The following is a 26,737-nucleotide window of genomic DNA, read 5'->3' as shown; positions in this document are numbered from 1 at the left end:
GGAGATGATGAATGATGATAACAACAAACGGATTGGGGAAACGATTCGGACAGGTAGAGGTTCTGAAAAGCATTGATTTTCAGGTAGCCGCTCGTGAAATCGTCGTATTGCTTGGTCCGAGCGGCTCGGGCAAAAGTACCTTGCTGCGTTGCTTGAACGGTCTGGAGGAGTTGACTTCCGGCAAGTTTGAAGTGAACGGGATCGAGGTCGATGCCACCGCTCCACTTCGTACACGCCAAGCAGCTATTCGTGACATTCGCAGACAGACGGGCATGGTGTTTCAGCAATTCAATTTGTACCCGCACAAAACCGCCATCGGCAATGTCATTGAAGGATTGGTAACGGTGAAAAAAATGCCGCGCGACCAGGCCATGTCCATCGGACAACGATTGCTGGAGCGTGTGGGTTTATCAGATAAGCAGGATGTGCATCCTGCACGTTTGTCTGGTGGGCAGCAGCAACGGGTAGCCATTGCACGTGCGCTGGCGATGGACCCGGCGATCATGCTATTCGACGAGCCGACCTCGGCGCTTGATCCCGAACTGGTCGGGGAAGTGCTGAGCGTCATGCGGGAACTGGCTCAAGAGGGAATGACGATGGTTGTCGTCACCCATGAGATGAAATTTGCCCGTGAAGTGGCAGACAAGATTGTATTTATGGCAGACGGTGTTATTTTGGAAGAGGCTGCACCACAGGCATTTTTTGAGGCTCCCCGACACGAGAGGATACAAAAATTTTTGCGCCAGATTAGTGAGTTTTGAGACAAGAATAATGGTTGATTATAGATTATTAAATGAGAAGGAAGGCTTTTAATTATGAAAGTATCTACAACTTGGCATGGCAAACGGGCGTTTACTTCGGAGGGACCCTCCGGTTATTCGGTTGGGATGGATGCAACGGCTGCTTATGGCGGTGATGGTAAAGGTATGACACCAATGGAACTGCTGCTGGCAGGTCTGGCGGGGTGTATTGGCATTGATATCACGATGATTCTGGACCGTTTCTTGACGGACATTACCCGAATTGATATTGACGCAGAAGGTACGCGCAAGGAACAAATGCCGACAGGCTTTACAGCGATTGATCTGACATTCCATGTGGATGGAGATATTCCGGATTACCGCGTGTGGAAGGCGATTCAGATGGGCAAGGAAAAATATTGTGCAGTATCCGACTCCTTAAAAGCGGACATTCGTATGCACCTTATTTTGAATGGAGTAGAAGTACCGAAACCAGCATAAATGCGTGAGGCCAATAAGGAGAGCCAGCAAAGAGAATCAGTAAAGAGAGTCAGCCTGTGTCATATACAGGCTGACTCTCTTTTTGCTTTTAGCTTTCTTCCTAACCGTTTCCTTTGGACTTGCGTTCCCGCAGCAACAGATACAGAAAATAGGGTGCGCCAATGATAGCTGTTACGATGCCGGCGGGAATTTCGAGCGGCGGCTTCAAGCCTCGTCCCAGCGCGTCTGCGAGGACGAGAATCAGGGCGCCGATCATTGCCGCGCCGGGCAGCAGGTAACGGTGGCGGTTGCCAAACAAGCGTCGTGCCAGATGCGGTGCCAGCAGGCCAATAAAGCCGATGGAGCCGATGGCAGCAACACAGGAGGCAGCCAGGGCCACAGACACGGCTAGCAGCCCTGTACGCACGCGTTTTACGCTAAGCCCCAGCCCAGCCGAGCTTTCTTCATCCAGGCTCATAATATCCAGCTTGCGCTGCAGCATATAGGCTAGAGGCAGCAGGACGAGCAACCACGGCAGTAGTCCGTAGACTTCGTCCCAGCCTTTGCCCCAGAGGCTTCCAGCCAGCCAGGTCAGCGTATCGCTGGCTTCGAGTGGATATTTGACCAGAATGTAATCGGTCGCAGCCTGAAAAATAGCGCCTACCGCCAGCCCGGTCAAGGCCAGCATATTGGGGCGCATGCCGCCCTTCATCGACAGCTGTACGAGCAGCAGCGCGGCCAGCCCGGCTCCGACGAAGGCGGCTACAGGCAGGAGCGCCACCGGGGATGAGGGCAGCAGCACGATGACGAGAACCGCTGCGAAGCCGGCTCCCTTCGATACGCCCACCACGTCCGGCGAAGCCAGCGGGTTGCGGATCATGCCTTGCAGCAACACTCCGGCTACCGCCAGTCCTGCTCCGGCCATCATGGCCAGCAGACCGCGAGGTAGTCGATAGTGGTGAACGATGAACCACGATGAGGCATCCCGGTCAGTCAAAGCCGAGAGTAGCTCGGAGGGCGTAATGTAGGTGCTGCCCACGCCAATGGCCATAAAAGAAACACCCAGCATTAGCGCGAGTAAAATCCACAGCTTTTTCATCGTGCAGCCCTCCCGTTCTTGTGTGCCAGATATAAAAAGAAGGGCGCGCCGATCAGCGCTGTTACAATGCCAACGGGCGATTCATACGGAAATGCGATAAATCGTCCGAGCACGTCTGCATATGTCAGCAGCAGGGCTCCGCAGATCGCAGACAAGGGGATGACCCGTTTGTAATTGTCCCCCGTGAACATTTTGATGATATTTGGCACCATCAGGCCTACAAAGCCGATGGAACCGGCCACCGCTACAGCGGAGCCTGCCAGCATAATAACCGAGGCCGAGGCCAGCAGACGGACAAGCCGTACATTCTGTCCCAATCCCTGCGCGACCTCTGTTCCGAGGCTGAGCACGGACAGCGAGGGAGCCAGTCCCAGCGCAAGGATCATCCCCACGGCGAACCATGGTAGTATCAGGCGCGTATCCGCCCAGGTGGACCCGTCTATGGCTCCGGCGAGCCAATACAGCACGTCGGATATTTGCTCGTTGAACACGAGCAGTCCCTGGGTGACGGAGGCCAGCAGCAGATGCACGGCCATCCCGGCCAGAGCCAGCTTGACCGGCGTCATGCCTGCCGTTCCGGCCAGTGCATATACGAAGGAGCCGCCCGCGATCGCCCCGGCAAAAGCAAAATAAATGCTGCCGGACGATCCGATATTCGGCAGCAGCACGACGGACAGCACGACAGCCAGCGAAGCGCCCGAGCTGACCCCGAACACCTGCGGCGAAGCCAGCGGGTTGCGTGTGATGGCCTGCATCAGCGCTCCGGCCACGGCCAGGCCGGCCCCGACGATCAGGCCAATGACGGCACGCGGCAGGCGGACCGTCAGGATAATGAGCTGATCCTTGGACGGATGCTCGGTGAACAGCGCAGTCAGCATGGTGGGGATGTCCATCCTGACCGGGCCAATCGCCACGCTCAGCAATAGTCCAGCCAGCATCGCCAATAGAAGTGCAAAGAAGACCGGCTTATTCAGCCGGTCGCGTGAGGCCTGTCCAATCAACGGGAGGCGTCTCATTTGCTTTGCGCGGGATACAGAAGCGAAATGGCTTGCTCCAGTATTTTCTCGGCTGAGCCGAGTCCGCGGTACCGGGTCCATAATGCCCGGTTCACTTCATAAACTTCCCCTTTTTTGACAGCCGTAATATTTTGCCACAGTGGATTTTGTTTCCATTCTGCAATCAGCTTCTCATCAGCCTCCACCAAGAAGATCACGTCCGGATCAGCTTGTGCAATTTGCTCCAGCGTCAGCTTGACAGTGGGCTCGCTTGTGTTTTGAAGAGCATTGTGGATGCCCGCTTGCTCCAGCAGCTGTCCATCAAAGGATGAAGCCCCGTGAGCGGATAGTGAATCAGAGCGGAATACCCCTAGCAGTATGCTGCGTGACTCCCCAGCTTTAATTCCTTGCTTCAGCTTTTCCATTTTAGCTTTATGTGCGGCTAAAATCTGTTCGCCCTTTTCCTTCTCGCCCAGCGCATCGGCAATGACACCGAAGGATGCCAGATTTTGTTCATAGGAGGAGTTGCGGCTCTTCAGAACAATGGTAGGAGCAATCTCACTTAGTTCTTTGTATATGCTTTTATGACGGTTCAGATCGGCAATGATTAAATCGGGCTTCAAGGAGCTGATCGTTTCCAAATTCGGCTGCTTGCGCGTGCCTACAGGCGTGAAGTCGATTTTCTTGCCGAGCAATCCATCAATATCATCGTCATTTTCCTGAGCTATCCCGACAGGTGTTACACCCAACTGGGTTGCGGCATCAACAAAAGAGAATTCCAGCGTTACGATTCTTTTTGGTTTACCTGTAATTTTGGTTTCTCCCATCTCATGTTTTATGATTCGGGTATCGCCTGTTGCTTGAGGTGCTGCTGCATTGTTATCTTTTGTCTGGCTGCCACATCCGGCGATAATGACCGTCAGCAGCGCAACGATTGCTGCAAGCAGCATGCCTGCGCGTAGTGGTTGTTTGGGTGTTGCCATATGTTGTCCCCCGTTCCAAAGTGTGCTTTTCATAGTTAATGATAATCATTATCAATTAACCAACTGTTGATCATTCTAGCAATCGGGAGGAGGGACGTAAACAATGTGTTCATTTAAACCATTTTGGCTGATAAAGTGAATTAAGTTCATTAAAATTATATTTATTCATTTCCCCGCTGTCGCCGATAGATACGCTCCGGTCTACCGACGGTGCCGTATACCTGATCGTGGTGGGCGTCACCACTTTCTACTAAGTGCTCCAGATACCTTCTGGCTGTGGAACGGCTCATGCCCAGCTCACTCCCCACCGTCCCCGTAGTCAGCTCACCCCGCCGATTCAGAAGTTCGAGCACCTTGTCGCAGGTTACTTTGTCAATGCCCTTGGCCCACAGTTCTCCCACTCCAGTGCCTGTCATCCGACCAGTGCCCGCGTTTTGAAGCAGACTGTCAATTTCGGCTTGCTCCACCGTCGATGGCTGCTCCTGCCATGCCTTGACCTGTTGCTGAAAACGGGCATATTCCTCCAGCGTGGCACGCAATCTCTCGAACACAAGCGGCTTCACAATAAAATCAAACACGCCTGCGCGAACGGCTTGTACCACGGTTTCAGCTTCTTTGGCGGCAGTCAGCATAATGACATCGGTGTCTGGATAGTGTTGCTTGATGAACGATAGCAGTGTTAGACCGTCGGTATCAGGAAAATAAACATCCAGCACGACCAAAGGCGGACGCAGCACGTCCAATTGAAGCTTTGCCTCAAATTCGTTCGTTGCTATTGCACATACGGTGAATCCGTCCACCTTTTCAATAAACCGTCGGTTAATCTCCGCAATTCGCGGATCATCTTCAATAACAAGCACCTCAATATCCGATAAAACCCGCTCATTCATGGGTGTAGCCTCCTTTTGCCTCATCACTCATTACTGACGTATTTAAAGGTATGCGTATTTCAAAAATCGTACCTCCGCCTGTCCGTTCATGCACTTGTATGGAGCCGCCCATTCGCTCTGCATACTCGTGCACGAGAGCTAGGCCGTACCCGTGTCCTGCTTCTGTTTTGGTCGATGCTCCTTTGACGAACAGTTTTTCCCGGATATCTTCCGAAATTCCCGATCCGTTGTCAGCGACCTCAACGGTAATGGCTTGAGCCGTTTCTTCAAGCCGGAACCAGACCTGTCCCTCAGGAATTGAGAGCATCGCGACAGCTTCCATGGCATTATCCAGCAGGTTCCCGGCCATGGCAGCAAGAAACGACCACTCCAACGCGGGAGATAAGGTAGAGAATACCCCGCTAACAGTAGAGTGTAATACAATCCCCTTGTCCTGCGCCTGTTTTTTCTTGCCGATCAGCAAGCTGGCGATGATCGAATCAGGTAAAGAAGTAGAGGCATTGGTCCTGTGCATGCGATATTGTTCCGATTCCTGAGTAATGAAGTCCACCGCTTCGTCATAACACTCCAACTGAATCAAGCCGGAGATGAGATACAGCCGGTTGGTGTATTCATGTGTTTGGGATCGCAGCACTTCCGCATAATCTTTGACCTCGGTCAACTGCCGCGTCATGCGGAGCAACTCTGTTTTGTCGCGCAGGCTGGCAACCGTGCCCATTATTTGCCCAGAGCGATCCTTGAGCGGCACACGGTTTACAACTACGACTCGTTGTTGGATCTCAATTTCCCCATTTTCCTCATGGAATACGAGTTGTTCCTGATCTGGCTGGATACTTGTATTTTTCGCGATGAAACCTGCAACAAGCACATCTGCCAGTTTACCTGCGGCACCCGGTAAGTGACGAAGCTCGCAACCGTCTATGGTAGTTTCCGGGGTAAGGCCAAGCAAGCGAACAGCTTGCGGATTGGCAAGTGTGACTTGTCCACTACTATTAACCGCGATAATCCCTTCGCCTATAGATTCGAGAATGGCTTGCTTTTCCTGGTACAAACGCCCGATCTCCACTGGTTCAAGCCCGTGCAGCTCCCGGCGTACCCTACGCGCTATTAGCAGGCTGCCTGAAATGCCGATCGTAAGCGCACCCACCATGAACCACAGCCATGCATAGGTGTATGTACGAATATTTTGCTCCACATCTGTCATTAGGAAACCTACAGAAATCAGGCCGATGGCCTTGCCTTGTTCATCATAGACTGCAGTTTTGGCACGGAGTGATCGCCCGAGAGAGCCTGTTGATTCCGTGATAAAGGAGTGCCCTTGCAGCACCTTACCATTCATGGGGGCTATCATAGGCGTGCCGATGCGTTCCGGATTGACATGCCATTGCCGGATGAGATGACGATCAGCAATGGTAATAAAGTCAGCGCCGCTGCTGGCTTGGACTGGCTTTACAGCCTCACTGAGTCGTGAACGCAGCTGCGTCGTGTTGGTCTGCTCCAGAGCATCCCTGACCTGTGCATCTACCGCAAGTGTATTGGCAACGGTTAGCGCCCTTTTTCCCATCTCCTCGTATAGAGCGGAAGTGATCATATATCGAAAGGATAATCCCAATAGCCCGGTAACCACCAGCACTAAAAGGGAGATGAATACCATTAGTTTTGTCTGAAAACGCATATGCCTTCACCGCCGCCAAGCAAGATATAGGAGGAACTGATCAACCTGTTCATTTCCTCAATACGATTCATTTTACTGTATTACAGGAACGGTCGCACTTTTAATCTACCGGAATAATGGTCTATAATAGAAAAAGTTACATAATGTGAGGAGGACGATATCATGATTATCATTCATGCCGATATGAAGGTTCTACCTGAAAAGAGAGAAACTTTTCTGCAACAAACCCAGGGATTGATCAGCGCATCACAGGCTGAAGCAGGCAATGTACGCTACACGCTGATGCAGGATCTGAATGATCCCAACGCATTTACGATGGTCGAAGAATGGAAGGATGCAGCCGCTGTAGATTTCCATAACAAGTCTGCCCACTTCCAAGCATTTGTTGCCGCAGCTAAGGAATTGTTAGCAGCTCCGCTTCAAGTGAATGCTTTTCAGGATGCAACCAAACTGTAATCATCTCGCGGATAAATCATAATCAGGAATAGGAGGAGATAGACATGGGGAACATTGCGGATACAACTGTACTGAATAACGGAGTTCAGATGCCTTGGCTGGGTTTTGGTACGTACAAGGCGGAAGGCAATGAGGTTTACGAAGCGGTCAAAATAGCCATAGATGCTGGCTACCGCAGCATTGATACGGCGGCGATTTACGGCAATGAGGACCTGGTTGGACAAGCCATTCGTGACAGTGGGGCGGCCAGAGAAAATCTGTTCGTGACCACCAAGCTATGGAATCAGGATCAGGGCTACGATTCAACACTGCGTGCCTTCGAGGAAAGCCGCAAGCGGCTGGGTCTGGATATTATTGATCTGTACCTTATTCATTGGCCTGGCAAGGACAAGTACAAGGAAACCTGGAAGGCGTTCGAACGCCTGTATGAAGAGGGAAGTGTACGCGCTATCGGAGTAAGCAACTTCCAAGTCCACCATCTTGAAAACCTCCTGAAAGACAGCAACATTGTACCTGTCATCAACCAGGTGGAGCTTCACCCGCGTCTGACACAGCAAGAGCTGCATCAATACTGCCGGGAACACCAGATTCAGCTTGAATCGTGGAGTCCACTGATGAAGGGTAAACTGACAGAACAGGCGGATATCGTAGAGATTGCTGCTAAATACGGCAAAACCTCATCGCAGGTCATTTTGCGCTGGCATCTGGATCGGGGCATCGTGACGATTCCCAAATCTGTAACCGCCCATCGTATTCGCGAAAATGCCGATTTGTTCGATTTTGAACTGACGGCAGAGGATATTAACCGAATCAATGCACTTCATCTTGATGAGCGTGTAGGTACTCATCCCGATAAACTGTTGTTCTAATATTCAAATATACAAAAGCACCTCCCAATCTGCGTTAACCGTAGCCGGGAGGTGCTTTTTTGATTTATCCATCGGGATGGTCTTATACGTTTTTAGCCTTGTCCGTCTGGACAGAGATCCCTACTGATGATTTAATTTGCGATGCAGGAGGAAGGAGTAAAGGACGGGGGCGACGACGGATATACCAAGTCCAGTGAGAAAAATGACCGTTCCCGCCACTCCACCGACCCATGCCGCCACCAGTCCCGAAGCACCACCAAGCATCATCATGGGTCCGCCAAAACGGTGAGTTTTCCGCCACACCTCCGGGTTGGATAGAGTCCATGGTGTACGGATGCCGAAGGTAAAGTTAGGTTGTACCTGTGTCATATAATTGCCCAGTACCATCAGCATCAAGCCCAATACTCCATAAATTATGGTAACCATCTGCAACGGATAATTCAGGTTATACAGCAGCATTCCCCAACCAGCTACAGCGAGAATGAGCGAAGTGCCTACCCGCGTAACTTCATAGGCTTTGGAAAATTTCTCGTAATTGGCCCTGTTAGGGTCCATGGTTCGGACTAGCCGAAGAAGCAGAGGCACCAGACCCAACAGCACCAGTAGGAGAATAGAACCGTTTTTACTCATATATCCGTTTGCTTTATTGTCAAAGCTAAAATGAGAGGCCAGAACATCAGGAAGCCGACCATACAGCAGTAACGCGCCTATAGCAGGTGATAAGGCAATCAAAGTTGTCAAAACATCCCCAAGGCTCCAGCGTATTCTTAATTTCATTCAGACTCCTCCGTATCCTTAATACCATTCGAATGTTTCTTTGCAGGGGCATCAGCTTGGGCGATGCTGAACATCCAGCCGATGACATCCGCTACAACCGTTGTATGCAAGGTGTAAATAATGCTTTGTCCCTGTCGCTCATCCAGCACAAGTCCCGCCTGCTTTAGCAAATTCAGATGGTGGGATATGCTGGGCTTGCTGATTTGAAAATGCTCGGCGACATCGCCTGCGCTCATGCTTTTCTCTTTCAAAAGCTGCAATATTTTGCGCCGGGTCGGATCGGCCAAGGCTTTGAAGGCATCATTCAAAGTTTGCTCACTCCTTTAGATATTTAGATAATTCTCTAAATATCTAAAGCAATACTAAAATAGACGCAATTACGTGTCAACAGGCAAAATCAGGAAATCGAAAAAATGGTTAAGCAGCGACAACATTTCTATTTGTAAACGGCGATAAAATACGTTATAATTTATTTATATAAAAAATAAGAATCTTAATATCGAATTAATATAAACAATACTTTTGAGGAGGAAATGGATATGAAACATGTTTTTCGTAAAGGAAGTAATCCACAAGCCCCGGTGATATTGCTGCTGCACGGTACCGGCGGGAATGAACAAGATTTGATACCATTGGCTGATTTGGTTGCACCAGGAGCCTCTCTGTTAGGCGTGAGGGGGAATGTGCTGGAAAATGGAATGCCGCGTTTCTTCCGCCGTTTGGCAGAGGGAGTGTTCGATCTGGAGGATCTTGTATTCCGTACTAAAGAACTGAGTGAATTTGTAGATACGGCTGCGGAGCAATACGATTTTGACCGCAACAACGTCGTAGCTCTTGGTTATTCCAATGGAGCGAACATAGCGGCCAGTATGCTCTTTCACGATGCCAAAGCGCTGCGCGGAGCCATTCTCCATCATGCGATGGTGCCGTTGCGCGGGCTGCAATTGCCGGACCTGAATGGTGTCCCTGTATTTCTGTCTTCCGGTGAAAATGACCCGATCGTACCGGCTGCGGAATCCCGTGAGCTGCAAGCTTTACTGGAGGGGGCCGGAGCTGAGGTGGAAGTACACTGGGAACGCAATGGTCATCAACTGACGCGTACAGAAGCCGAAGCCGCAGGGGAATGGTTTGGAAAGCATTTTAATGCATAAAAAGGTCCGATAACGTTCAAGCTACCGATTAGCGCTCTAGTGAGCGATTCTATAATTAGGAGGCGGCAAACGAAATGGCAAAACCGGATAATCGGGCCGATAATGTTGAACATTTGCAGCAAAGCATTCAGAATACACAGCAGAACCTTCACGAGGCTGAAGGGTATCTGAACGAATTTTCCTCTGAAATCAGTAATGAGGAGCGTAAGCAGATCGAAGACAAAAATAATCGCCGCAAAGAAAGCATTAGAGCGTTTCGAGCAGAAGTGAAGGACGAAGCAGCACACGCTCAAGAGTAGGTAAAAAAAAAAGCGGCCCAACACCGAGTTCAATGGGTGTTGGGCCGCTTTCTTATGCAAAAAACACCATAACCCCATCCAATTCATTTTCCCTCTATAATGCAATGGAGACGCTAGTTTTGCACTAAAAATGAACTTTTATAAATAATGTTGTTGTAAACCAATTAGGGTTGATGTTAAATAATAAAAGAAAGCGCAATCATTAGCAAATCATTTTTTCATCATGCGAAGGGGGAAGGATATGCTGCTGCGAAGAAAAAGCATGGCGTTGATGCTCATGGCGGTGGTTTTAATGGCTGGACTGCTGCAAGGTTGTTCCTTCAAGGCCGACGAACAGGATGGTCCGGGAACAGAACTGGTGTTGTGGACGTTTAACGAACTGCATGAGAAGTTTTTTCTGCAAATGGCTGATCAATGGAACCAACTGCACCCTGATGAACAGATTAATTTGAAAGCGAATACATTCCCTTATGACAACCACCACAGCAAGCTGTCGATTGCGTTGCAATCGGGGGTGGGGGCACCGGATATCGCGGATATCGAGGTAAACAAGATCGGCAACTTCCTCAAAGGGATACCACAATTGGTGCCGCTCAATCCGGTGATTGACCCGGAGATGAACAACATTGTGCCTTCCAGAGTACAGATTTATGGAAAAGACGGCAAGTATTACGGCATTGATTTTCATGTCGGGGCCGAAGTGATGTATTACAATAAAGAAATTTTGGATCAGGCGGGGGTAAACCCCGATTCCATCGTCACGTGGGCAGATTATGCGGCGGCTGGCAAGCAGGTACTGGCGAAAACAGGGAAGCCAATGGCGACGGTGGAGACGAATGACCTGTGGAACTACTGGCCGATGATTTCCCAGCAGAACTCGGATTTTCTGGATGACAAGGGCGAGCTGACGCTGGATAACGAAACGAATATTAAAACACTGGAGTTTCTTCAGCAGATGGTAAAAGACAAAATTGCTATTCCTGCACCGGGCGGCGGACACCATATGGAGGAATACTACGGGTTTATGAACAAAGGCGGGGCCGCTTCGGTGTGGATGCCAATGTGGTATATGGGACGCTTTACGGATTATATGCCTGACCTGAAAGGGAAAATCATCATCAGACCGTTGCCGGCCTGGGAAAAAGGCGGCTTTCGCTCAGCGGGTATGGGCGGAACCGGCACGGTGGTCACGAACCAATCGAAGCACCCGGATTTGGCCATGCGCTTTTTGGCTTTTGCCAAGCTGTCCAAGCAAGGGAATGTGGAGATTTGGAAGCAGCTTGGTTTTGATCCCATCCGCAGTGAGGTATGGACCATGCCGGAAGTCAAAGCCAAGAACAAATTTACGGACTATTTCGGAACGAATATTTTTGACACCCTTATTGAGGTAAAGGACGAAATCAATGCGGTGCATATCGGACCAAAAACGCCTGATATCGCCAGTGCGGTGCGCAATAAAATACTTTATCGGACACTGCTGAATGGCGAAGACCCAGCCACAGTGCTGCATGAGCTGGCAGATGAACTGAGATAGACACCAACAGGAAAGGGAGTGAGATCTATGGCAACGCCCGTTCATACGAACGCTAATGTACCGACAGGTCAGCCGCCACAAACTCAGCGTCCGACTAGAAGTCAATGGAGTCGTTTTATTCATTCCAGCCGTACGGCACCGTATGTGTTTGTCCTTCCATTTTTACTGTCCTTTGCACTGTTTTTTGCTTATCCGGTGATCTCGACGGTCATTATGAGCTTTCAGGAAGTTCTGCCGGGCATCACAACGTATGTTGGACTGGAGAATTACAAGGACTTAATGAATCCTACGTTTGGAAAAGCGATACTGAACAGCGTCCTGTACACTTTGCTTACGCTGGTCGTGCTGATTCCTCTGCCGCTGGTACTGGCGGTATTGCTGAATTCGCCCAAGATGCCGGGGAGAGGGCTGTTCCGCTCGGTTATGTTCATACCTGCACTGACCTCGGTGGTGGTGGCAGGCACCATTTTCCGGCTTATGTTCGGGGAACTGGATGGTTCCTTGATGAATTCCTTATTGGGCGTATTCGGTGTGGAGCCACATAAATGGCTGATGAATGCCAATACCGGTTTTTTAGCGTTGATTGTGTTGGCTCTGTGGAGATGGCTGGGTGTTAACATGCTGTATTACATGTCGGGATTGCAAAACATCCCCCCCGAGCTATATGAGGCTGCGCAGATTGATGGAGCCAGTCGGTTTGCTTCCTTCTGGCGGATTACGATTCCTATGCTCAAGCCAGTGACGATCTACGTATTTACGATTAGTATTTACGCGGGCTTGTCGATGTTCACAGAGAGTTACATGCTGTGGAACGGAAATAACTCCCCGAATGATATCGGCTTAACGATTGTTGGTTATCTCTATCGCCAAGGTCTGGAACAGAACAGTATGGGCTTTGGAGCTGCGGTGGGCATTGTATTGCTCGTATTTACATTAGTGCTGAACCTGATCCAGCTCAAATTTTTCGGCATGTTCCGGAAGGAGGATTAAGCGATGGCTCAGAAACAAAAAGGCCCGTTATCCGCATTTCTCGTTGTCCTGTTCATTTTGTTTGCCGGGTTTGCCCTGTTTCCGCTATTTGCCGTGACGCTTGCCTCGTTCAAGCCATCGACGGAGCTGCTGCGCTACGGCTTGAATCTCAAGCTGGAGTGGAGCATGATGTCCTTGAAAAACTATGCGTTCATCTTTCAGGGGACGACGGATTATTTTCAATGGTACTGGAACAGCATTGTGATTACCGTCTTATTTACGGTGCTATGTCTGATATTGTCTGCGATGGTGGGCTACGGTCTGGAGATGTACCGTTTTAGACTGAAAAATGTGATTTTTACGCTGGTGCTGGTCGTGATGATGATTCCCGTCGAAATTATCATGCTGCCGCTTTACAAGCTGATGATTGGCATGAAGCTGATCAATACGGTATGGGGTGTGATACTGCCCTTCGTCGTGGCGCCGATCCCGATCTTTTTCTTCCGTCAATATTTGAGTGGAGTCCCCAAGGACTTTATGGATGCTGCACGGGTTGACGGTTGTTCGGAATATGGTATTTTCGTGCGGATTATGATGCCTCTGATGGCGCCTGCGTTTGCGGCGATGGCTATTTTACAGGCGATGAACAGCTGGAATAACTTCCTGTGGCCGATGATCGTATTGCGCACCAACGACATGCTGACATTGCCGATTGGTCTGTCCAGTCTACTGACGCCATATGGCAACAATTATGATGTGCTGATTGCCGGGTCGGTGTTGGCTATTTTACCGATTCTGGTCGTGTTTCTGTTCTTCCAGCGTTATTTCATTGAAGGTATGACGGCAGGCGGGGTTAAAGGATAGCCGATAATCGGAGTGATAAAATACCAGAAACGTGAAGCATCGAAAAAAAGCAGAATCGAAAAAAGCAGGTCGGGCATCGCCCGGTCTGTTTTTTGTGTTTTAATTGATTTTCATTCTCATTTTCATATATATGACCTGCACAAGGTGTAGGGAAACGTGGTATGATATTCGAAAGATTTCAAATATAGAAATATTCAGGCGGAGCGTGGAGAACCTATGGAACCAACAGAAACCCAGAAAACTGGCCTGGCTACGGCGTCAACCGTTGGTATGGAGGATATTGTACGGGCGCATCATATGTTGCGTGAGGTGATTGTACGTACACCTTTACAGAGGGATGCTGTCCTGTCGGCCAAATATAACTGCAATGTATATCTGAAAAGAGAGGATCTCCAGGTTGTACGATCCTTTAAAATCCGCGGAGCCTACAACATGATCCGTAGTCTGACTCCCGAGCAAATGCAAAAGGGCATTGTGTGCGCGAGTGCGGGCAATCATGCGCAAGGTGTGGCTTTTTCATGTAATGCGCTGGGTATCCACGGTAAAATATTCATGCCGAGCACAACGCCGAATCAGAAGGTGAAGCAGGTTCGTCGCTTTGGCGGTAACAGTGTGGAGGTCATTCTGACCGGAGATACGTTTGACGACGCCTATGACGAGGCCATGAAGGTGTGCAGTGAGCAGGAGATGACCTTTATCCACCCGTTTGACCAGTCAAAAATTATTGCAGGCAATGGTACGATTGCAATGGAAGTGATGGAGAGCCTGGATACACCTGCGGACTATGTATTCGTGACGATTGGCGGCGGCGGCTTGGCGGCAGGCGTAGGCACGTATGTAAAAACAGTAAGCCCATCCACCAAGGTGATCGGCGTGGAGCCGCTTGGGGCGGCCTCAATGACGGAAGCGATGCGACTGAACAAGGTGATTACCCTGGACCAAATAGACAAGTTTGTTGACGGAGCTGCGGTGAAGCGTGTTGGCCAGCTGACTTATGACATTTGTAAAAATACCCTGGACGATATTGTAAAGGTGCCGGAAGGTAAGGCATGTACCGCCATTCTCGAGCTATATAATGAAAATGCGATTGTTGTGGAACCTGCGGGTGCGCTGCCTGTAGCGGCACTTGATCTGTATCGTGAGCAGATTCAAGGCAAAACGGTGGTCTGTATCGTCAGCGGTGGCAACAACGATATTGATCGTATGCAGGAGATTAAGGAACGGTCCCTGATTTACGAAGGACTGAAGCATTATTTTATGGTGAATTTCCCACAAAGAGCCGGGGCGTTGCGTGAGTTTCTACAGGATGTGCTTGGACCGGACGACGACATCACAAGGTTTGAGTATACGAAGAAGAACGACAAGGAAAACGGCCCGGCGCTGGTCGGCATTGAGCTGCTTCATCAGGAAGACTATCTCCCTTTAATCGAACGAATGAACCGCAAGGGGCTCAATTATACGGAACTGAACAAAAACGAGAATCTATTTAATATGCTGATTTAACGGGGAGCCTGCGGGCTCCTTTTTGTATATCTCATGTTATGTGCAGTTTATAAATTTCTTTTTATTTGAAATAAAGCGTTTACAAAATTGGAGTTGATAGGTTAATATATGTGTAACTTCATAAGTATAAACGCTAATGTAATATATGTTTTACCTGATTCTCAGTATATAAAACGAAATTTGGAGGTGCGTAAGCGTGTTGAAATCCTGGAAAAAATCGGTACAGGGTAAATGGGCCCGAACAGCGTTTGCTGCCGTAACCTCGGCTGCATTATTGCTGTCAGTGGTGCCGTCCGCATCAGCAGAGCATTGGGCGTTGACTGGCGATGTGGCGACACATGATCCGTCCATCACAAAGGAAGGCAATGCATGGTATATTTTCTCCACAGGGCAGGGAATACAGGTCCAAAGGTCGGATGATGGACGTAATTTTTACAGATTGCCGCAAATATTCCTGTCGCCGCCATCATGGTGGAAATCGTATGTACCTAAGCAGAAGACCAATGATGTATGGGCACCGGATGCTCAAAAGTACAATGGACGTGTGTGGGTGTACTATTCCATTTCTACTTTCGGTTCCCGCACCTCGGCTATTGGGCTAACCTCTGCAACAAGCATTGGCGCGGGAAGCTGGAGAGATGATGGACTAGTGCTGCGTACGACGGATTCTAACGATTATAATGCCATTGACCCGAATCTGGTCATTGACGCTTCCGGTAACCCGTGGCTTTCCTTCGGCTCCTGGAATTCAGGCTTGAAAATTACTCGTCTGGATAAGAGTACAATGAAACCTACGGGCCAGATCTACTCTATTGCCAAGCGTACTGCTGGTGGTTTGGAAGCGCCACATGTTACATATCGCGATGGCTATTATTATCTGTTTGCTTCCATTGATAACTGCTGCAAAGGCGTAGACAGTAATTATAAGATCATTTACGGCCGCTCCAAGAGTATCACTGGACCGTATGTGGACAAGAGTGGTAAAAAACTGATGGATGGTGGTGGAACTGTGCTGGATGCAGGGAATGACCGCTGGAGGGGACCAGGGGGCCAATCCATTTATAATAACAGTGTCATTGCGCGTCATGCCTATGATGCTACGGATAATGGAAATCCAAAGCTTCTGATCAGTGATCTGAAATGGGATTCGGCAGGCTGGCCTACGTACTAAAAAGGTGGAATGGCTAAAGGCATCCGCCTACTCATCGCACATAGATGTAACCCAAACTGCTCCTCCATATGGGGGAGCAGTTTTTGGCTTGCAATGTAACAAAAACATGCTATTATGAATCAAGTTGATAATAATTATCATTATCGTTCTTTACATCTATGGTAATTTTCGGGTATAGAGGGGGTGACCTCACGAATGCGGTTAAAAGGCAGGAGGGACGAACGTGCAGCTCTGATAAAGGGCGCAGCTTCCGATGCAGCCTTTGTAGCTCGCCCGGTGCTCCGGGCAGGCAGGATTCGGCAGGCATTGTTGTTCATAGCTTCTACTGTATTATTGGCCTTGTCCATGTTTGCCGCTATTTCTCTTGGAGCCAAGGACTTGACTCTAAGCACCGTGTGGGCGGCAGTATTCCATTATGATCGTTCGCTAATGACACATCAGATCATTCATGAGCTGAGATTGCCGCGTGTACTCGGTGCAGCCGTCATTGGAGCCGCATTGGCGGTGGCAGGCTCTCTGATTCAGGGCATTACACGCAATCCGCTGGGAGATACAGGTGTGCTAGGCATTAACGCAGGAGCGATGTTTGTAGTCGCTGTGAGCTTTGCCTTTTTCCCCAATCTGCCTTACGGTACGTTAATCGTATTGTCGTTCCTCGGTGCGCTGATGAGTACCCTGCTGGTATTCGGCCTTGGAGCCTCCGCGCCGGGAGGATTAACGCCAATGAGACTGACGGTGTCTGGGGCTGTGACGGCTGCCCTGCTAGGTTCTATGACTTCGGGGATCGCGATTTATTTTGATCTGAGTCAGGATTTGGCCTTTTGGTATGCGGGCGGTGTTGCCGGAATCAAATGGTCGCAGCTTGAGATCCTTGCACCGATTTTGCTGATTGTGATTGCTTGGTCGATGGGGCTGGCACGATCCATTTCGCTGATTTCAATGGGCGATGAGGTGGCGTTGAACCTGGGAATAAATCTCAAGCGTATCCGGTTGCTTGGCCTGCTGACTGTGGTGGTGCTGGCTGGGCTGTCTGTGTCGGCCGCCGGGGCCATCAGCTTCGTAGGGCTGGTCATTCCGCATATCGCCCGCAAGCTGATCGGTGTAGATTATCGCCAGATTGTTCCGTTGTCTGCGCTATTGGGAGCTGTGCTGCTAGTGCTGGCTGATTTGGGGGCGAGAATGGCAAATCCACCGGAGGAGCTGGCTATTGGAATTATGGTGTCTTTTCTCGGAGTACCCTTTTTCCTCTTTCTCGCCCGTAAGGAAAGGAGGGATTTGTAGTGAGTCGCTCTATAGGAACGGGAGATGCAAGAAAAGCAAAGGCTTGGCTCGTCTGTTTGGTATTAGCGGGGATCAGCTTTGTTGTTATTGTGTTGGGTCTGAACACCGGAACGATCCGCATTCCACCGCTGCGTGTGCTGGATACGCTGTTTGGCGGTGGCAGTGGACGTGATCATATGGTCCTGTTTGAATATCGTTTGCCGCGTATCGTCGTAACCGTGCTGGCTGGCGCGGGATTGGGTGCAGCCGGAGCTGTCATGCAAGGCTTGTCACGCAACGCGCTCGCTGACCCCGGAGTACTGGGTCTTCACGCAGGGGCTGCGCTCGGGCTGATAATGTTCGTCAGCTTTTTTCGCGACCTGGAGGGCTCGGCAGCATTGCTTATCCCCCTGTTTACCTTTGCAGGAGGGATCATTGCGGCAGCGCTAATTGTTCTGCTGTCCTATAACCGCAGCAGAGGAATCGTGCCTGTGCGTCTGATTTTGTCCGGCATCGGTGTAGCCTCGGGGCTCAGCGCAATAACGCTGTATTGGTCGTTGCGGCTGGATGAGGATACGTACGCTTTCACAGCACGCTGGCTGGCCGGGAGTGTATGGGGCCGGGACTGGGTGCATGCAGCGGCTTTGCTGCCGTGGATCGTCATTGTGTTGCCCTACGTTCTGTCACAGACACGCAGCCTGAATAACCTGTCGCTGGGCGACGAGACAGCAGCCGGTATTGGCACGAATGTGAAGCGTCAGCGCCTGCTGCTGCTGGGCGCAGCCGTGGCTCTATCCAGTGCCAGCGTATCGATGGCCGGAGGCATCGGCTTTATCGGGCTGATCGCGCCCCATCTGGCACGTCGTCTGGTCGGACCGATGTATCAGCATTTGCTGCCCGTGGCCTGTTTTGTCGGGGTTGTCATACTGGTCACATCCGACACGATTGGACGTTCGTTGTTTCAACCGAACGCGATTCCCGCAGGGGTGGTGGTTGCGGTGGTAGGGGCGCCGTATTTCTTGTTCCTGCTGTCCCGAACCAAATGACAGAAGGACTACATATGAATTGAGTGTTGCAAATTACTAAAATACCAACCAAGCAGACGCTTTATATATGGATGATATATATGAGGCTTCTATAGCATAGGAGAGAATAATGATGAAAAAATATGGATTTAAGGGTTCGAATGTTAAGCGTTCATGGGCAGCAATGCTTCTTGTTTTGTGTATGATTATGCTGTCCGCTTGTGGACAAGCAGCAAATAACAAAGCGGCAGATACCAAGGCTACAGATAGCAAAGCAGCCGATAGCGGCAAGACAACAATTAACGCCGATTCGCGGATTGCTTCGATGTCTATCCATTTGACGAACAACCTGCTGGCATTGGGCATTACTCCGGCCGGTTCGGTCGTAGGCGGAGATGTGAAGGATTTTCTGCCCCATGTAAAAGACCGTCTCCAAAATACCCGCAAGCTGGGTGTTGTTACGGACCCGGATATGGAAGCGGTGCTGGAGCTTCAGCCTGATCATATTTTTCTCGACAAAAAATATTCAGGCACCGATGTAGCCAAGTTTGAAAAAATTGCGCCAACCGAGGTTTTTGATCTGGATGAAGGCACTTGGAAGGATCAACTGAAAAAAATCGCCGTCATGGTTAACCGTGAGGCAGAGGCGGACGCTTTTCTGAAAGATTATGAGGCACAGAAGGAACGGGTTAAAAAACTGATTCACTCCAAAATCGGAGATGGAACGGTTATGGCTGTACGTGTAACGGCGAAGGAAGTTCGTGTCATGGGCATGAAGCGTCCGGTAGGACCGCTGCTATATCAGGACCTGGGCTTGAAGCCAGCCAAGGGTGTAGAAAAAATCAACAAGGCCTATCAGGTCGTGTCCCAGGAAGTTCTGCCTGATTATGATGCCGACGCCATCCTTGTCATTATCAGTAAAGGCGCTGATGCGCAAAAGGTATACAAGCAACTGGAAAGAAACGCAGTATGGCAAGGACTCAAGGCGGTTAAGCAGGGTCATGTCTATATGCTGGACGGACAGCCTTGGCTGGACTATTCCTCGATGGGGCACAAAATCGCCCTGGATAATGCAGAGCAACTATTTTCCAAATAAGCTTTAGAATACATCAATCCGTATTTCCACATGCATCTTCTTGCAGGCGGAAATACGGATTTTTTTGGTAACGAGGCAGCTTTTCAATACAACGAGGATTTGTGGATTAAGAACCCCTTTTACGCAGAAAAAGGGGTTTGAGTCCGATAAAGCCGACGGCTGCGAGAACCAGAGATACCCAAGGTGAAATCCTGAACACAGGCAATATACTGCGCAGTGCCAATCCGGAGACGAGAATCACGACAACCAGCACAATATACATCAAGATGGATTTGAAATTCAACTGGGGCTTCACTGGTGCATAGTCTGGCTGTTGCGTCTCCTCGTCTTCTCCAGGGCGGTCCATAAAATTCATCAGTGCTTCAACCAGTAGAATCGCTCCTGCGGTGATAATGATGAGGGTCGACAGGTTAACTTTTTCAAAAGGTGTGATATCTCCGCCTGTAAATGTGATAAACCCTCCAATCATCGCCTGTGTCAAAAAAAACATGGACAAGGCAACCCATGCAATAAGGGTATAATATTTTGCTTTATTCATTTCTTCCTCCTGCTTCGCGAGCGTATCCCGCTGATGGAACCGGTATTTTGCAACAAAAACAGTATACGTGAGGAAGCGCCAGATGGCAAAAGGCTTTATCGGCAGAATGTATATTAGCGCTGCATTCTCCTCAAACTGGATAAAGGGTGAGCACATGGAGCAACCTGAATATAAACGTGGAGAGGATGTAGCATCATGAAGCTGGAGAATCAGGCAGATTATTCAGTCCCAAAACGACTGACAGGCGCTCCGAACGGGAACAGCGGGGTATCCTCGCCTGCTAACGTGAGTCACCGGAGCATTCAAGGAGCATCTCCAACATACCGCATACTGGACGATACTGAAGTGGCTCAGGGTACAGAATTTGCAGGGGAACTGGGTGAGGAGGGCTACCGCAGCTTATGGCATGAGGATCATAATAGCGGTGGCGCTTATAAACTGGAGTGGGAGGGACGAGTGGAAACCCACCAGATGTTCAGGAACAGCTACGAATAGGAATCTTCTACTCTAATGTGGGGGATTCACTCTAATTAGCATGTAGTGTGGCGTTCTCCGGCATCGTATGGGGAGCGCCATTTGTTTACATTTTTATCGGCGTGAATGACAGGTTGACAAGGAAGCAGGGCGATGATAGACTGACTTTACCATAAAACTTATTAAACTTATCGGAATTAAAGTGAATGGATATCTTGCTGGGTATCCATGTTACAATATACGTTTAAATTATTCAGGGGGAGAATCATGATGGAACGGCAAATTGGAATTCGCTTTAAAAATGAGGAGCTAGCTGCAACGATTCATTATCCGAGCAATCCGGGTGAAGGAGATCGTCAGAGACGGGTGCCGCTCGTCGTGATATGCCACGGATTTGTAGGCAATCGTATCGGGGTAGATCGGTTATTTGTAAAGACTGCACGTGAGCTTGCAGCAGGGGGATATTTTGTCCTGCGCTTTGATTTTGTCGGTTGTGGGGAAAGCACAGGCGATTATGGCAAGCAAGGGCTGGAGTCGATGATTAATCAGACACGCACCGTGCTGGATTACGCTGTGAATTGCGCGGACATCGACCCGACCAAGGTAACGTTGATCGGTCACAGTCTGGGGGGCGCAGTTGCCCTTCTCACAGCTGTACGGGACAAGAGAGTACAAAACCTGGTCCTTTGGTCAGCTGTCGGCTATCCGTTCAACGACATAGTCAAAATTACGGAGCGAAACGTGTACGATGAGTCTGTTAAAAACGGCCAGGCCGATTATTTGGACTACAAATTCACACCTGCTTATTTTGAGTCGTTAGCCCAGTTCCAGCCGTTTCAGGAGGCTGTCAAATTTAACGGGGATGTGCTCGTTATTCACGGAACCTCGGATGATATTATCCCTGTGGATTATGCCTTTTTATTCCAGAAGGTTTTCTGGATGCGTCCAGAGGGACGCTGTGATAAAGAAATCATTTTCCAGGGAGATCATACCTTCTCTTCAGGTAAAGAGCGGCAACAGCTGATTGACCGGACGCTGGAATGGCTGGATGAGCAGGAAAATATTCAACGGGATTGGCAGCACTGGATGATCTGATTGCAGGTCTAACGGATTGCATTGGAAATTACGCCTCCGCCGGAGTAAAATGGAAGAGTAACACTATACTGGCGTGTGGAGGTTGGCAGCGATGACATTACCCTCAATTTTTGTTGCGCACGGTTCACCGACACTGGCTGTAGAAAATAACGCATACACTAGCTTTCTTGCAGAGCTGGGCGCGAACCTGCCCCGCCCCCAAGGAATAGTCATTTTTTCCGCGCATTGGGATAGTCCTGATCAATGTATCGGTGCGGATGATCAGCATGCAGCGTTGCACGATTTCTATGGCTTCCCTGAGCATATGTACACACTTGATTACCCTGCACCAGGCGATCCGAAGCTGTGTGAGGAGATAAAGCATCTGTTCAGTCAGCATAACCTGTTTCACCAGCCAGTTCGAAATCGGGGACTGGATCATGGAGCATGGGTGGTTTTGCGGCATATATATCCTGATGCTGATATCCCTGTCGTCCCGCTTTCCATTGATTCCCGACGCGCTCCGCAGGAGCAGTATGAGATTGGACGGATGCTGGCACCGTTGCGAGAACAAGGCATTTTGATAATCGGTAGCGGCGGATTGGTACACAATCTGCGTACACTCAAGGAAATGAATGAGCCGGCCGAGTGGGCGGTTCAATATGATGACTGGATTGGCCAGCAGCTTCAAGACTGGAATTTGCGTCATCTATTCCAATATGATAAGAAGGCTCCTTATGCCAAGCAGGCGGTTCCTTCTTATGGGATTGAGCATTTTTCACCTTTGTTTTATGTGATGGGGGCTGCGGATGATCAGCGCTCGGCACGCAAGCTTTTTCAGAGCTATGTCCTAGGCTCGCTAAGCCTTAATTGCTGGGCTTTTGGTCAGGAAAATGATCGATAAATGTGAAAAGAACTTCCGAATCCACATGGCGTGTGGGAATGGAAGTTCTTTTGTGTATTCTGCTTCTCCGATTAATTGGAAGATACGTTTTTTTTCAGCCAGGCAGATACTTGCGCTGTAAGCTGATCTCCGTTTTGATCCAGCAGTTTCATAAATGCCTTCAAATCCTGAATGTAGGCACTCTTCGAATCCGGGTTGCGTTGAATGACGAGTTGATATCCTTTTTTGGCATTAGGTTGAATCTTTTGGGTCTCATAATCGAATAGTGGCGTATTGTTCGTGCCATAGAAGGTATAGGAATAGTACAGATCATGCAATTTTTTTACAGCCAGTGTACGGTTGGAATGCGGATATTGGTTTAAAAACGCTTCCTGTGCCAGCACTCGTCCTGCTAACTGCTGATAGCCGATACGGAGCGCGGCATCCTTGGTAGCGGCCTGTCCTGATTCCATCGCCATGATCTGAATGTAGCTGCGAATATCTGCCGTGGTGTACTTGCTGAATACTGTGTATTTTTCATAGTTTATAACCGGGTAAAACATACCTTCCGCCGTTTCCAGCTTGAATCCGGCATCTCTGGTTTGAGTTAGTAATTTTTTCAGGCTCGTATCATGGGTGCGGCTAATCAGATTGGTGAACGTATCGCCGGGTTTGTATATATTACTGATCTTATTTTGAACAGAGGTTGGGTATAACGTACGTGAGTATGCATCCAATTGCTTATTCTGGGCATTTTCCAGATGGAGCGTCATCATGGTTGCCTGAGCGGCTGGAACGGATTGAATGTGCTTTTGCAAATACGTAAACGCCTGAGGCAGCTTGCCGGGCTGGCTTAGCAATTGCTCAAAGGTCTTGGAAATTTGTTGTGCGCTTACCGTCTGAGATGCTGAAGCAGTTTTTGCTGCTGCTGCTGTTGCTTGATATCCCAGTCCCATAGTCTGTACAGTGAAAGTTACTGCTGCGAGCATAAGATAGGCTTTGGTCATTTTTTTCATCATATAACCCTCCATATTTCTTTGTGTTTTCTTTGGTGTATCTGTAGTGTATTGGATAAATGTATCGTGAGCATTCCATGTTGTATCCAACTTGTAAACAGTTGACGAAATGTTGAATCCGACAAAAAAAAGAGTTCCCACGTCAGTATGAGATGGGAGACTCCTTCAGTGATGAATAAGTGGAGAGCAGCATAGCAGCATAAAAAAACAACCATTAGCCCAGAGGGTAACGGTTGTTTCGGGTTAGTTAAGCTATTTTTCGAGTAGGATCGGCTGGAAAGGTATCTTTATTTTTACCGAACAGTCCACGCAGGAAGGGCAGTACCCAACGGTCAAGGCCAATCCGTCCGGCATTTGCACCAGCGACCACAAGGAAGATTTCAAACAGCAGGTAGATTGCATTGGTGCTTACTGTACCCGAGAACAGGAACGAGAAGTTCATGACCATGGCCATCAAAGCAGCCAGTGTAGTCAGAGTACCAAGCAGCAGGCCAACCCCGACCAAGAACTCACCCAGTGGGATCAGGACGTTGAACAAACCGACATTTGGCAGGGCGAAGGCTTCAAGGAACGATCCCCACCAGCCTTGTACCGCGGGATGGTCTCCACCCGTTTTAGCAATGGCCCCCGAGATGAATCCACCGGCATCAAATCCGCCAGTCAACTTTTCAAGTCCATGGCTCATCCATTCATATCCGAGATAAACCCGTACTACAGTCAGCAGCCACATCGCTACTTTGTTTTCACGCAACCAGTTGTTAAACATTTAAACCACTCCTCTTTCTTATATCAAAATGTTTGTATTTCATTAGGTTAAGATGATCATCTTTGCTACACCTTTATTGTATTAGGTTCAGTTACACTTATTTGTGATAAAAATCACAAAGTCTAAATATTTTTTTAAATTTTAATGTCTTCATATAAGTATTCTATCGGGACCTATACCTTCGATCAAGACAAAAACAGGAAATAAAGCTTATAATGAGAAAAATATCTAAGATGGAGGGATAAACTTGTCCAGATCCATTTCCGGGCGAACTCAATGGTTGCGTGTGATGGCCTCAGCTCTGTTGTGCATGACGCTGATGTCTTGTTCTGCTTTGTCCAAAACGGGTGAATCTGAACCCGTTCCCCAATTGATCAAGCAAAAAACCGAGCTGGAGGTTGAACCGCCCAAGAAGCAGTCCATTTCGGCATTTACAGCTCCGCTTACCGGTCTTCCGGTGGAGCAGCCTGTTTTGGAGCGACCGCTCGCGATCATGATTAACAACGCTCCGGCTGCACGTCCACAGGCAGGGCTTAGCCAGGCAGACATGGTATATGAAGTTCTTGCAGAAGGCGGAATTACCCGTTTGGTCGCTTTTTTTCAAAGCTATAGCGGAGATGTGAAGATCGGTCCGGTCCGCAGCATCCGACCCTATCTGATTGAGCTGGGCGAAACCTATGGTGCATTGCCGATACATGCAGGGGGAAGCACAGATGCCTATGCGATTTTACAGCAGCAGAAGAAGGAGCATCTGGATGAGATTTCAAATGGAGGGGCTTACTTTTGGCGAAGCAAAGATCGTCGTCCTCCCCATAATCTGTACACAGATGTAAGCAGACTGCGCAAAGGAATGGATCATAAAGGGTATGTCAAGCAGGCAGAGGTTCCCGTATATCCTTACCTTAAATCCGGTGAAGCCCCGGTCATGACAGACGAGAGTGCAGCATCTTTGCAAATCCGCTTTTTGCTCAAAAACTATCGTGTATCCTACACCTACGATCCGGCGAACCAGCAATATAAGCGATTTGTGAACGAAAAGTCACATGTGGATCAAAATAATAATCAACAGCTTTCTGCAGCCAATGTTATTGTGATGAGCGCCAGCCATCGAACCCTGGATGATGTAGGCAGATTGAGTGTTGCGCTGAATGGCAGTGGAGAGGCGATGGTGTTTCAACAAGGAAGAGTCATACATGCACAATGGCAGCATACGCCTGGTGATGCAGTTCGTTTTATGAAAAATGGAGTTGAAATTCCGTTGACGCCAGGTACATCCTATATACATGTGGTCCCTGCAGATACTTCTCTAAATGAGCATGTGACTATAAACACAAAATAAATATGGAATACACCCTTTTTAAGGAAAAAATGTCGGATAATGAACTTCTGTGTCGGGTACTGTATCCGAATATCCTAAAATTTGCTTTTGCAAACATTACAAAAACGTTGATGAGTGTGATAAGATAGCAAAGGTTGTCTATTGCAGTCGAAACAGGTTGCGGATATTTTCGTAAAGGGGTAATCGTTATGAGATTGAAGAAAAAGGATATATTCTTCGAGACGTTGGAAAATATGGCAGATACAATCGTGCAAGCAGCGGATTATTTTGCCCAACATACTTCAAACCTTCAAGATGTGACTTTGTTTACCAATGAGATGAAGAAGTATGAAAATAAGTGTGATGATTACACACACACGATTATTACTGAACTGAACAAGACCTTCATCACGCCGCTGGAACGCGACGATATCATGGAACTGACAACAACCATGGATGATGTGCTGGATGGTCTGGAAGCAACAGCCTCACGTTTTTATATGTACAACATTACAGAGCCGGACGAGTATATTGTGCAGTTCGCTGATATTTTGCGTCAATCAGCTTATGAAATTCAGAAGGCTGTACATTTGCTTTCGCAAAAGAAATTGCTGGCTATTCGTGAGTACACCATTCGCCTGAATGATTTGGAAAATCAGGGGGATGAATTGTTGCGTATTTGCATCAAAAACCTGTTTGCAACTGTAACCGATCCTATTGAGCTGATCAAACGCAAAGAACTGTACGAACGCCTTGAAACGACAACGGATTCATGCGAGGATGTTGCAAATATGCTGGAATCCATCATTATGCGTAACTCGTAAGGGAGTCC

Annotated in this window: 29 protein-coding genes; 19 read left to right on the top strand and 10 right to left on the bottom strand. The window is 48.9% G+C overall.

Translation table 11 applies throughout. The features are described 5' to 3' along the window. Positions 1-11: 11 nt before the first annotated feature. Together KQI_RS0120545 and KQI_RS0120540 are read left to right on the top strand one after the other, a co-directional pair. Positions 12-761, top strand: coding sequence for an amino acid ABC transporter ATP-binding protein (locus tag KQI_RS0120545; RefSeq protein ID WP_277813531.1), 750 nt, complete (start codon positions 12-14; stop codon positions 759-761). Positions 762-815: 54 nt separating this feature from the next. Then, positions 816-1,241 (top strand): OsmC family protein, encoded by a 426-nt coding sequence (locus KQI_RS0120540; protein ID WP_010348759.1) that lies wholly within the window; start codon positions 816-818, stop codon positions 1,239-1,241. A 100-nt stretch (positions 1,242-1,341) separates the two neighbouring features. Here KQI_RS0120540 and KQI_RS0120535 read toward each other — a convergent pair whose 3' ends face one another. The 5 genes from KQI_RS0120535 to KQI_RS0120515 all read right to left on the bottom strand — a co-directional run bounded on the left by KQI_RS0120535 (position 1,342) and on the right by KQI_RS0120515 (position 6,862). Further along, on the bottom strand, positions 1,342-2,319 hold the full coding sequence (locus KQI_RS0120535) for a FecCD family ABC transporter permease (protein ID WP_010348758.1): 978 nt from the start codon (positions 2,317-2,319) through the stop codon (positions 1,342-1,344). Continuing rightward, entirely contained in the window at positions 2,316-3,320 is a 1,005-nt protein-coding gene (locus KQI_RS0120530; protein ID WP_010348757.1) for a FecCD family ABC transporter permease, read from the bottom strand. The genes KQI_RS0120535 and KQI_RS0120530 overlap by 4 nt, the downstream gene beginning before the upstream one ends. An 11-nt stretch (positions 3,321-3,331) precedes the next feature. After that, positions 3,332-4,297, bottom strand: coding sequence for an ABC transporter substrate-binding protein (locus KQI_RS0120525; RefSeq protein WP_010348756.1), 966 nt, complete (start codon positions 4,295-4,297; stop codon positions 3,332-3,334). 161 nt (positions 4,298-4,458) lie between these two features. Next, on the bottom strand, positions 4,459-5,187 hold the full coding sequence (locus KQI_RS0120520; RefSeq protein WP_010348755.1) for a response regulator: 729 nt from the start codon (positions 5,185-5,187) through the stop codon (positions 4,459-4,461). Continuing rightward, positions 5,180-6,862 (bottom strand): ATP-binding protein, encoded by a 1,683-nt coding sequence (locus KQI_RS0120515; protein WP_010348754.1) that lies wholly within the window; start codon positions 6,860-6,862, stop codon positions 5,180-5,182. Before KQI_RS0120515 ends, KQI_RS0120520 begins: the two co-directional genes overlap by 8 nt. A 162-nt stretch (positions 6,863-7,024) precedes the next feature. Between KQI_RS0120515 and KQI_RS0120510 the strand changes: the two genes are divergently transcribed. Next, complete coding sequence (locus tag KQI_RS0120510; RefSeq protein ID WP_010348752.1) at positions 7,025-7,318, top strand: putative quinol monooxygenase; 294 nt, start codon at positions 7,025-7,027, stop codon at positions 7,316-7,318. A 44-nt stretch (positions 7,319-7,362) separates the two neighbouring features. Next, the gene (locus KQI_RS0120505; protein WP_010348751.1) at positions 7,363-8,187 is read left to right on the top strand and encodes an aldo/keto reductase; all 825 of its coding nucleotides are present in this window, start codon (positions 7,363-7,365) and stop codon (positions 8,185-8,187) included. A 120-nt stretch (positions 8,188-8,307) separates the two neighbouring features. Here the strand turns inward: KQI_RS0120505 and KQI_RS0120500 are convergent, their stop codons facing one another. Then, a complete protein-coding gene (locus KQI_RS0120500) occupies positions 8,308-8,964 on the bottom strand; it encodes an SdpI family protein (RefSeq protein WP_010348749.1) in 657 nt (218 codons plus the stop codon). Beyond that, the gene (locus KQI_RS0120495; RefSeq protein WP_010348748.1) at positions 8,961-9,272 is read right to left on the bottom strand and encodes an autorepressor SdpR family transcription factor; all 312 of its coding nucleotides are present in this window, start codon (positions 9,270-9,272) and stop codon (positions 8,961-8,963) included. Before KQI_RS0120495 ends, KQI_RS0120500 begins: the two co-directional genes overlap by 4 nt. A gap of 231 nt (positions 9,273-9,503) precedes the next feature. Between KQI_RS0120495 and KQI_RS0120490 the strand changes: the two genes are divergently transcribed. The 10 genes from KQI_RS0120490 to KQI_RS0120445 all read left to right on the top strand — a co-directional run bounded on the left by KQI_RS0120490 (position 9,504) and on the right by KQI_RS0120445 (position 19,836). Then, positions 9,504-10,115: an alpha/beta hydrolase gene (locus KQI_RS0120490; protein ID WP_010348747.1), complete on the top strand. Its 612-nt coding sequence runs from the start codon at positions 9,504-9,506 to the stop codon at positions 10,113-10,115. Positions 10,116-10,189: 74 nt separating this feature from the next. Then, positions 10,190-10,414 carry a small acid-soluble spore protein Tlp gene (tlp, locus tag KQI_RS0120485; protein WP_010348746.1) on the top strand — a complete coding sequence of 75 codons (225 nt, stop codon included), beginning with the start codon at positions 10,190-10,192 and terminating at the stop codon, positions 10,412-10,414. A gap of 241 nt (positions 10,415-10,655) precedes the next feature. After that, positions 10,656-11,948, top strand: a complete 1,293-nt coding sequence (locus KQI_RS0120480; protein ID WP_010348744.1) for an ABC transporter substrate-binding protein — start codon at positions 10,656-10,658, stop codon at positions 11,946-11,948. A 27-nt stretch (positions 11,949-11,975) separates the two neighbouring features. After that, complete coding sequence (locus KQI_RS0120475) at positions 11,976-12,938, top strand: carbohydrate ABC transporter permease (RefSeq protein ID WP_010348743.1); 963 nt, start codon at positions 11,976-11,978, stop codon at positions 12,936-12,938. 3 nt (positions 12,939-12,941) lie between these two features. Next, positions 12,942-13,781, top strand: coding sequence for a carbohydrate ABC transporter permease (locus KQI_RS0120470; RefSeq protein ID WP_010348742.1), 840 nt, complete (start codon positions 12,942-12,944; stop codon positions 13,779-13,781). A gap of 216 nt (positions 13,782-13,997) precedes the next feature. After that, on the top strand, positions 13,998-15,284 hold the full coding sequence (gene ilvA, locus KQI_RS0120465; RefSeq protein ID WP_010348741.1) for a threonine ammonia-lyase IlvA: 1,287 nt from the start codon (positions 13,998-14,000) through the stop codon (positions 15,282-15,284). A gap of 196 nt (positions 15,285-15,480) precedes the next feature. Next, on the top strand, positions 15,481-16,455 hold the full coding sequence (locus KQI_RS0120460; protein WP_010348740.1) for an arabinan endo-1,5-alpha-L-arabinosidase AbnA: 975 nt from the start codon (positions 15,481-15,483) through the stop codon (positions 16,453-16,455). Between the two features lie 195 nt (positions 16,456-16,650). Continuing rightward, positions 16,651-17,736 carry a FecCD family ABC transporter permease gene (locus tag KQI_RS0120455; RefSeq protein ID WP_010348739.1) on the top strand — a complete coding sequence of 362 codons (1,086 nt, stop codon included), beginning with the start codon at positions 16,651-16,653 and terminating at the stop codon, positions 17,734-17,736. Continuing rightward, complete coding sequence (locus KQI_RS0120450; RefSeq protein ID WP_010348738.1) at positions 17,736-18,761, top strand: FecCD family ABC transporter permease; 1,026 nt, start codon at positions 17,736-17,738, stop codon at positions 18,759-18,761. Before KQI_RS0120455 ends, KQI_RS0120450 begins: the two co-directional genes overlap by 1 nt. A 112-nt stretch (positions 18,762-18,873) precedes the next feature. Continuing rightward, the gene (locus KQI_RS0120445; protein ID WP_029390263.1) at positions 18,874-19,836 is read left to right on the top strand and encodes an ABC transporter substrate-binding protein; all 963 of its coding nucleotides are present in this window, start codon (positions 18,874-18,876) and stop codon (positions 19,834-19,836) included. Between the two features lie 106 nt (positions 19,837-19,942). Here the strand turns inward: KQI_RS0120445 and KQI_RS0120440 are convergent, their stop codons facing one another. Then, complete coding sequence (locus KQI_RS0120440; RefSeq protein ID WP_010348735.1) at positions 19,943-20,374, bottom strand: hypothetical protein; 432 nt, start codon at positions 20,372-20,374, stop codon at positions 19,943-19,945. 195 nt (positions 20,375-20,569) lie between these two features. Between KQI_RS0120440 and KQI_RS0120430 the strand changes: the two genes are divergently transcribed. The 3 genes from KQI_RS0120430 (at position 20,570) to KQI_RS0120420 (ending at position 22,826) form a co-directional block, all read left to right on the top strand. Then, the gene (locus tag KQI_RS0120430; RefSeq protein ID WP_010348734.1) at positions 20,570-20,869 is read left to right on the top strand and encodes a hypothetical protein; all 300 of its coding nucleotides are present in this window, start codon (positions 20,570-20,572) and stop codon (positions 20,867-20,869) included. 249 nt (positions 20,870-21,118) lie between these two features. Beyond that, positions 21,119-21,943 (top strand): alpha/beta hydrolase family protein, encoded by an 825-nt coding sequence (locus tag KQI_RS0120425; RefSeq protein WP_010348733.1) that lies wholly within the window; start codon positions 21,119-21,121, stop codon positions 21,941-21,943. 91 nt (positions 21,944-22,034) lie between these two features. Further along, positions 22,035-22,826: a dioxygenase family protein gene (locus KQI_RS0120420; RefSeq protein ID WP_010348732.1), complete on the top strand. Its 792-nt coding sequence runs from the start codon at positions 22,035-22,037 to the stop codon at positions 22,824-22,826. A gap of 71 nt (positions 22,827-22,897) precedes the next feature. Here the strand turns inward: KQI_RS0120420 and KQI_RS0120415 are convergent, their stop codons facing one another. Beyond that, positions 22,898-23,824, bottom strand: a complete 927-nt coding sequence (locus KQI_RS0120415; RefSeq protein ID WP_241763984.1) for a hypothetical protein — start codon at positions 23,822-23,824, stop codon at positions 22,898-22,900. Between the two features lie 244 nt (positions 23,825-24,068). Then, on the bottom strand, positions 24,069-24,587 hold the full coding sequence (locus KQI_RS0120410) for a DoxX family membrane protein (protein WP_010348730.1): 519 nt from the start codon (positions 24,585-24,587) through the stop codon (positions 24,069-24,071). A gap of 289 nt (positions 24,588-24,876) precedes the next feature. Here KQI_RS0120410 and KQI_RS0120405 point away from each other — a divergent pair, with 289 nt between their 5' ends. Then, entirely contained in the window at positions 24,877-25,926 is a 1,050-nt protein-coding gene (locus KQI_RS0120405; protein WP_411830859.1) for a DUF3048 domain-containing protein, read from the top strand. Positions 25,927-26,114: 188 nt separating this feature from the next. Next, the gene (locus KQI_RS0120400) at positions 26,115-26,729 is read left to right on the top strand and encodes a DUF47 domain-containing protein (RefSeq protein WP_007428879.1); all 615 of its coding nucleotides are present in this window, start codon (positions 26,115-26,117) and stop codon (positions 26,727-26,729) included. The last annotated feature ends 8 nt before the right edge of the window (positions 26,730-26,737 follow it).

Origin of the sequence: Paenibacillus peoriae KCTC 3763, assembly GCF_000236805.1 — a bacterium.
Lineage (GTDB): Bacteria > Bacillota > Bacilli > Paenibacillales > Paenibacillaceae > Paenibacillus > Paenibacillus peoriae.
The sequence above is the reverse complement of the archived record's forward strand: the minus strand, read 5'-3'. Positions and strand labels throughout refer to the sequence as shown.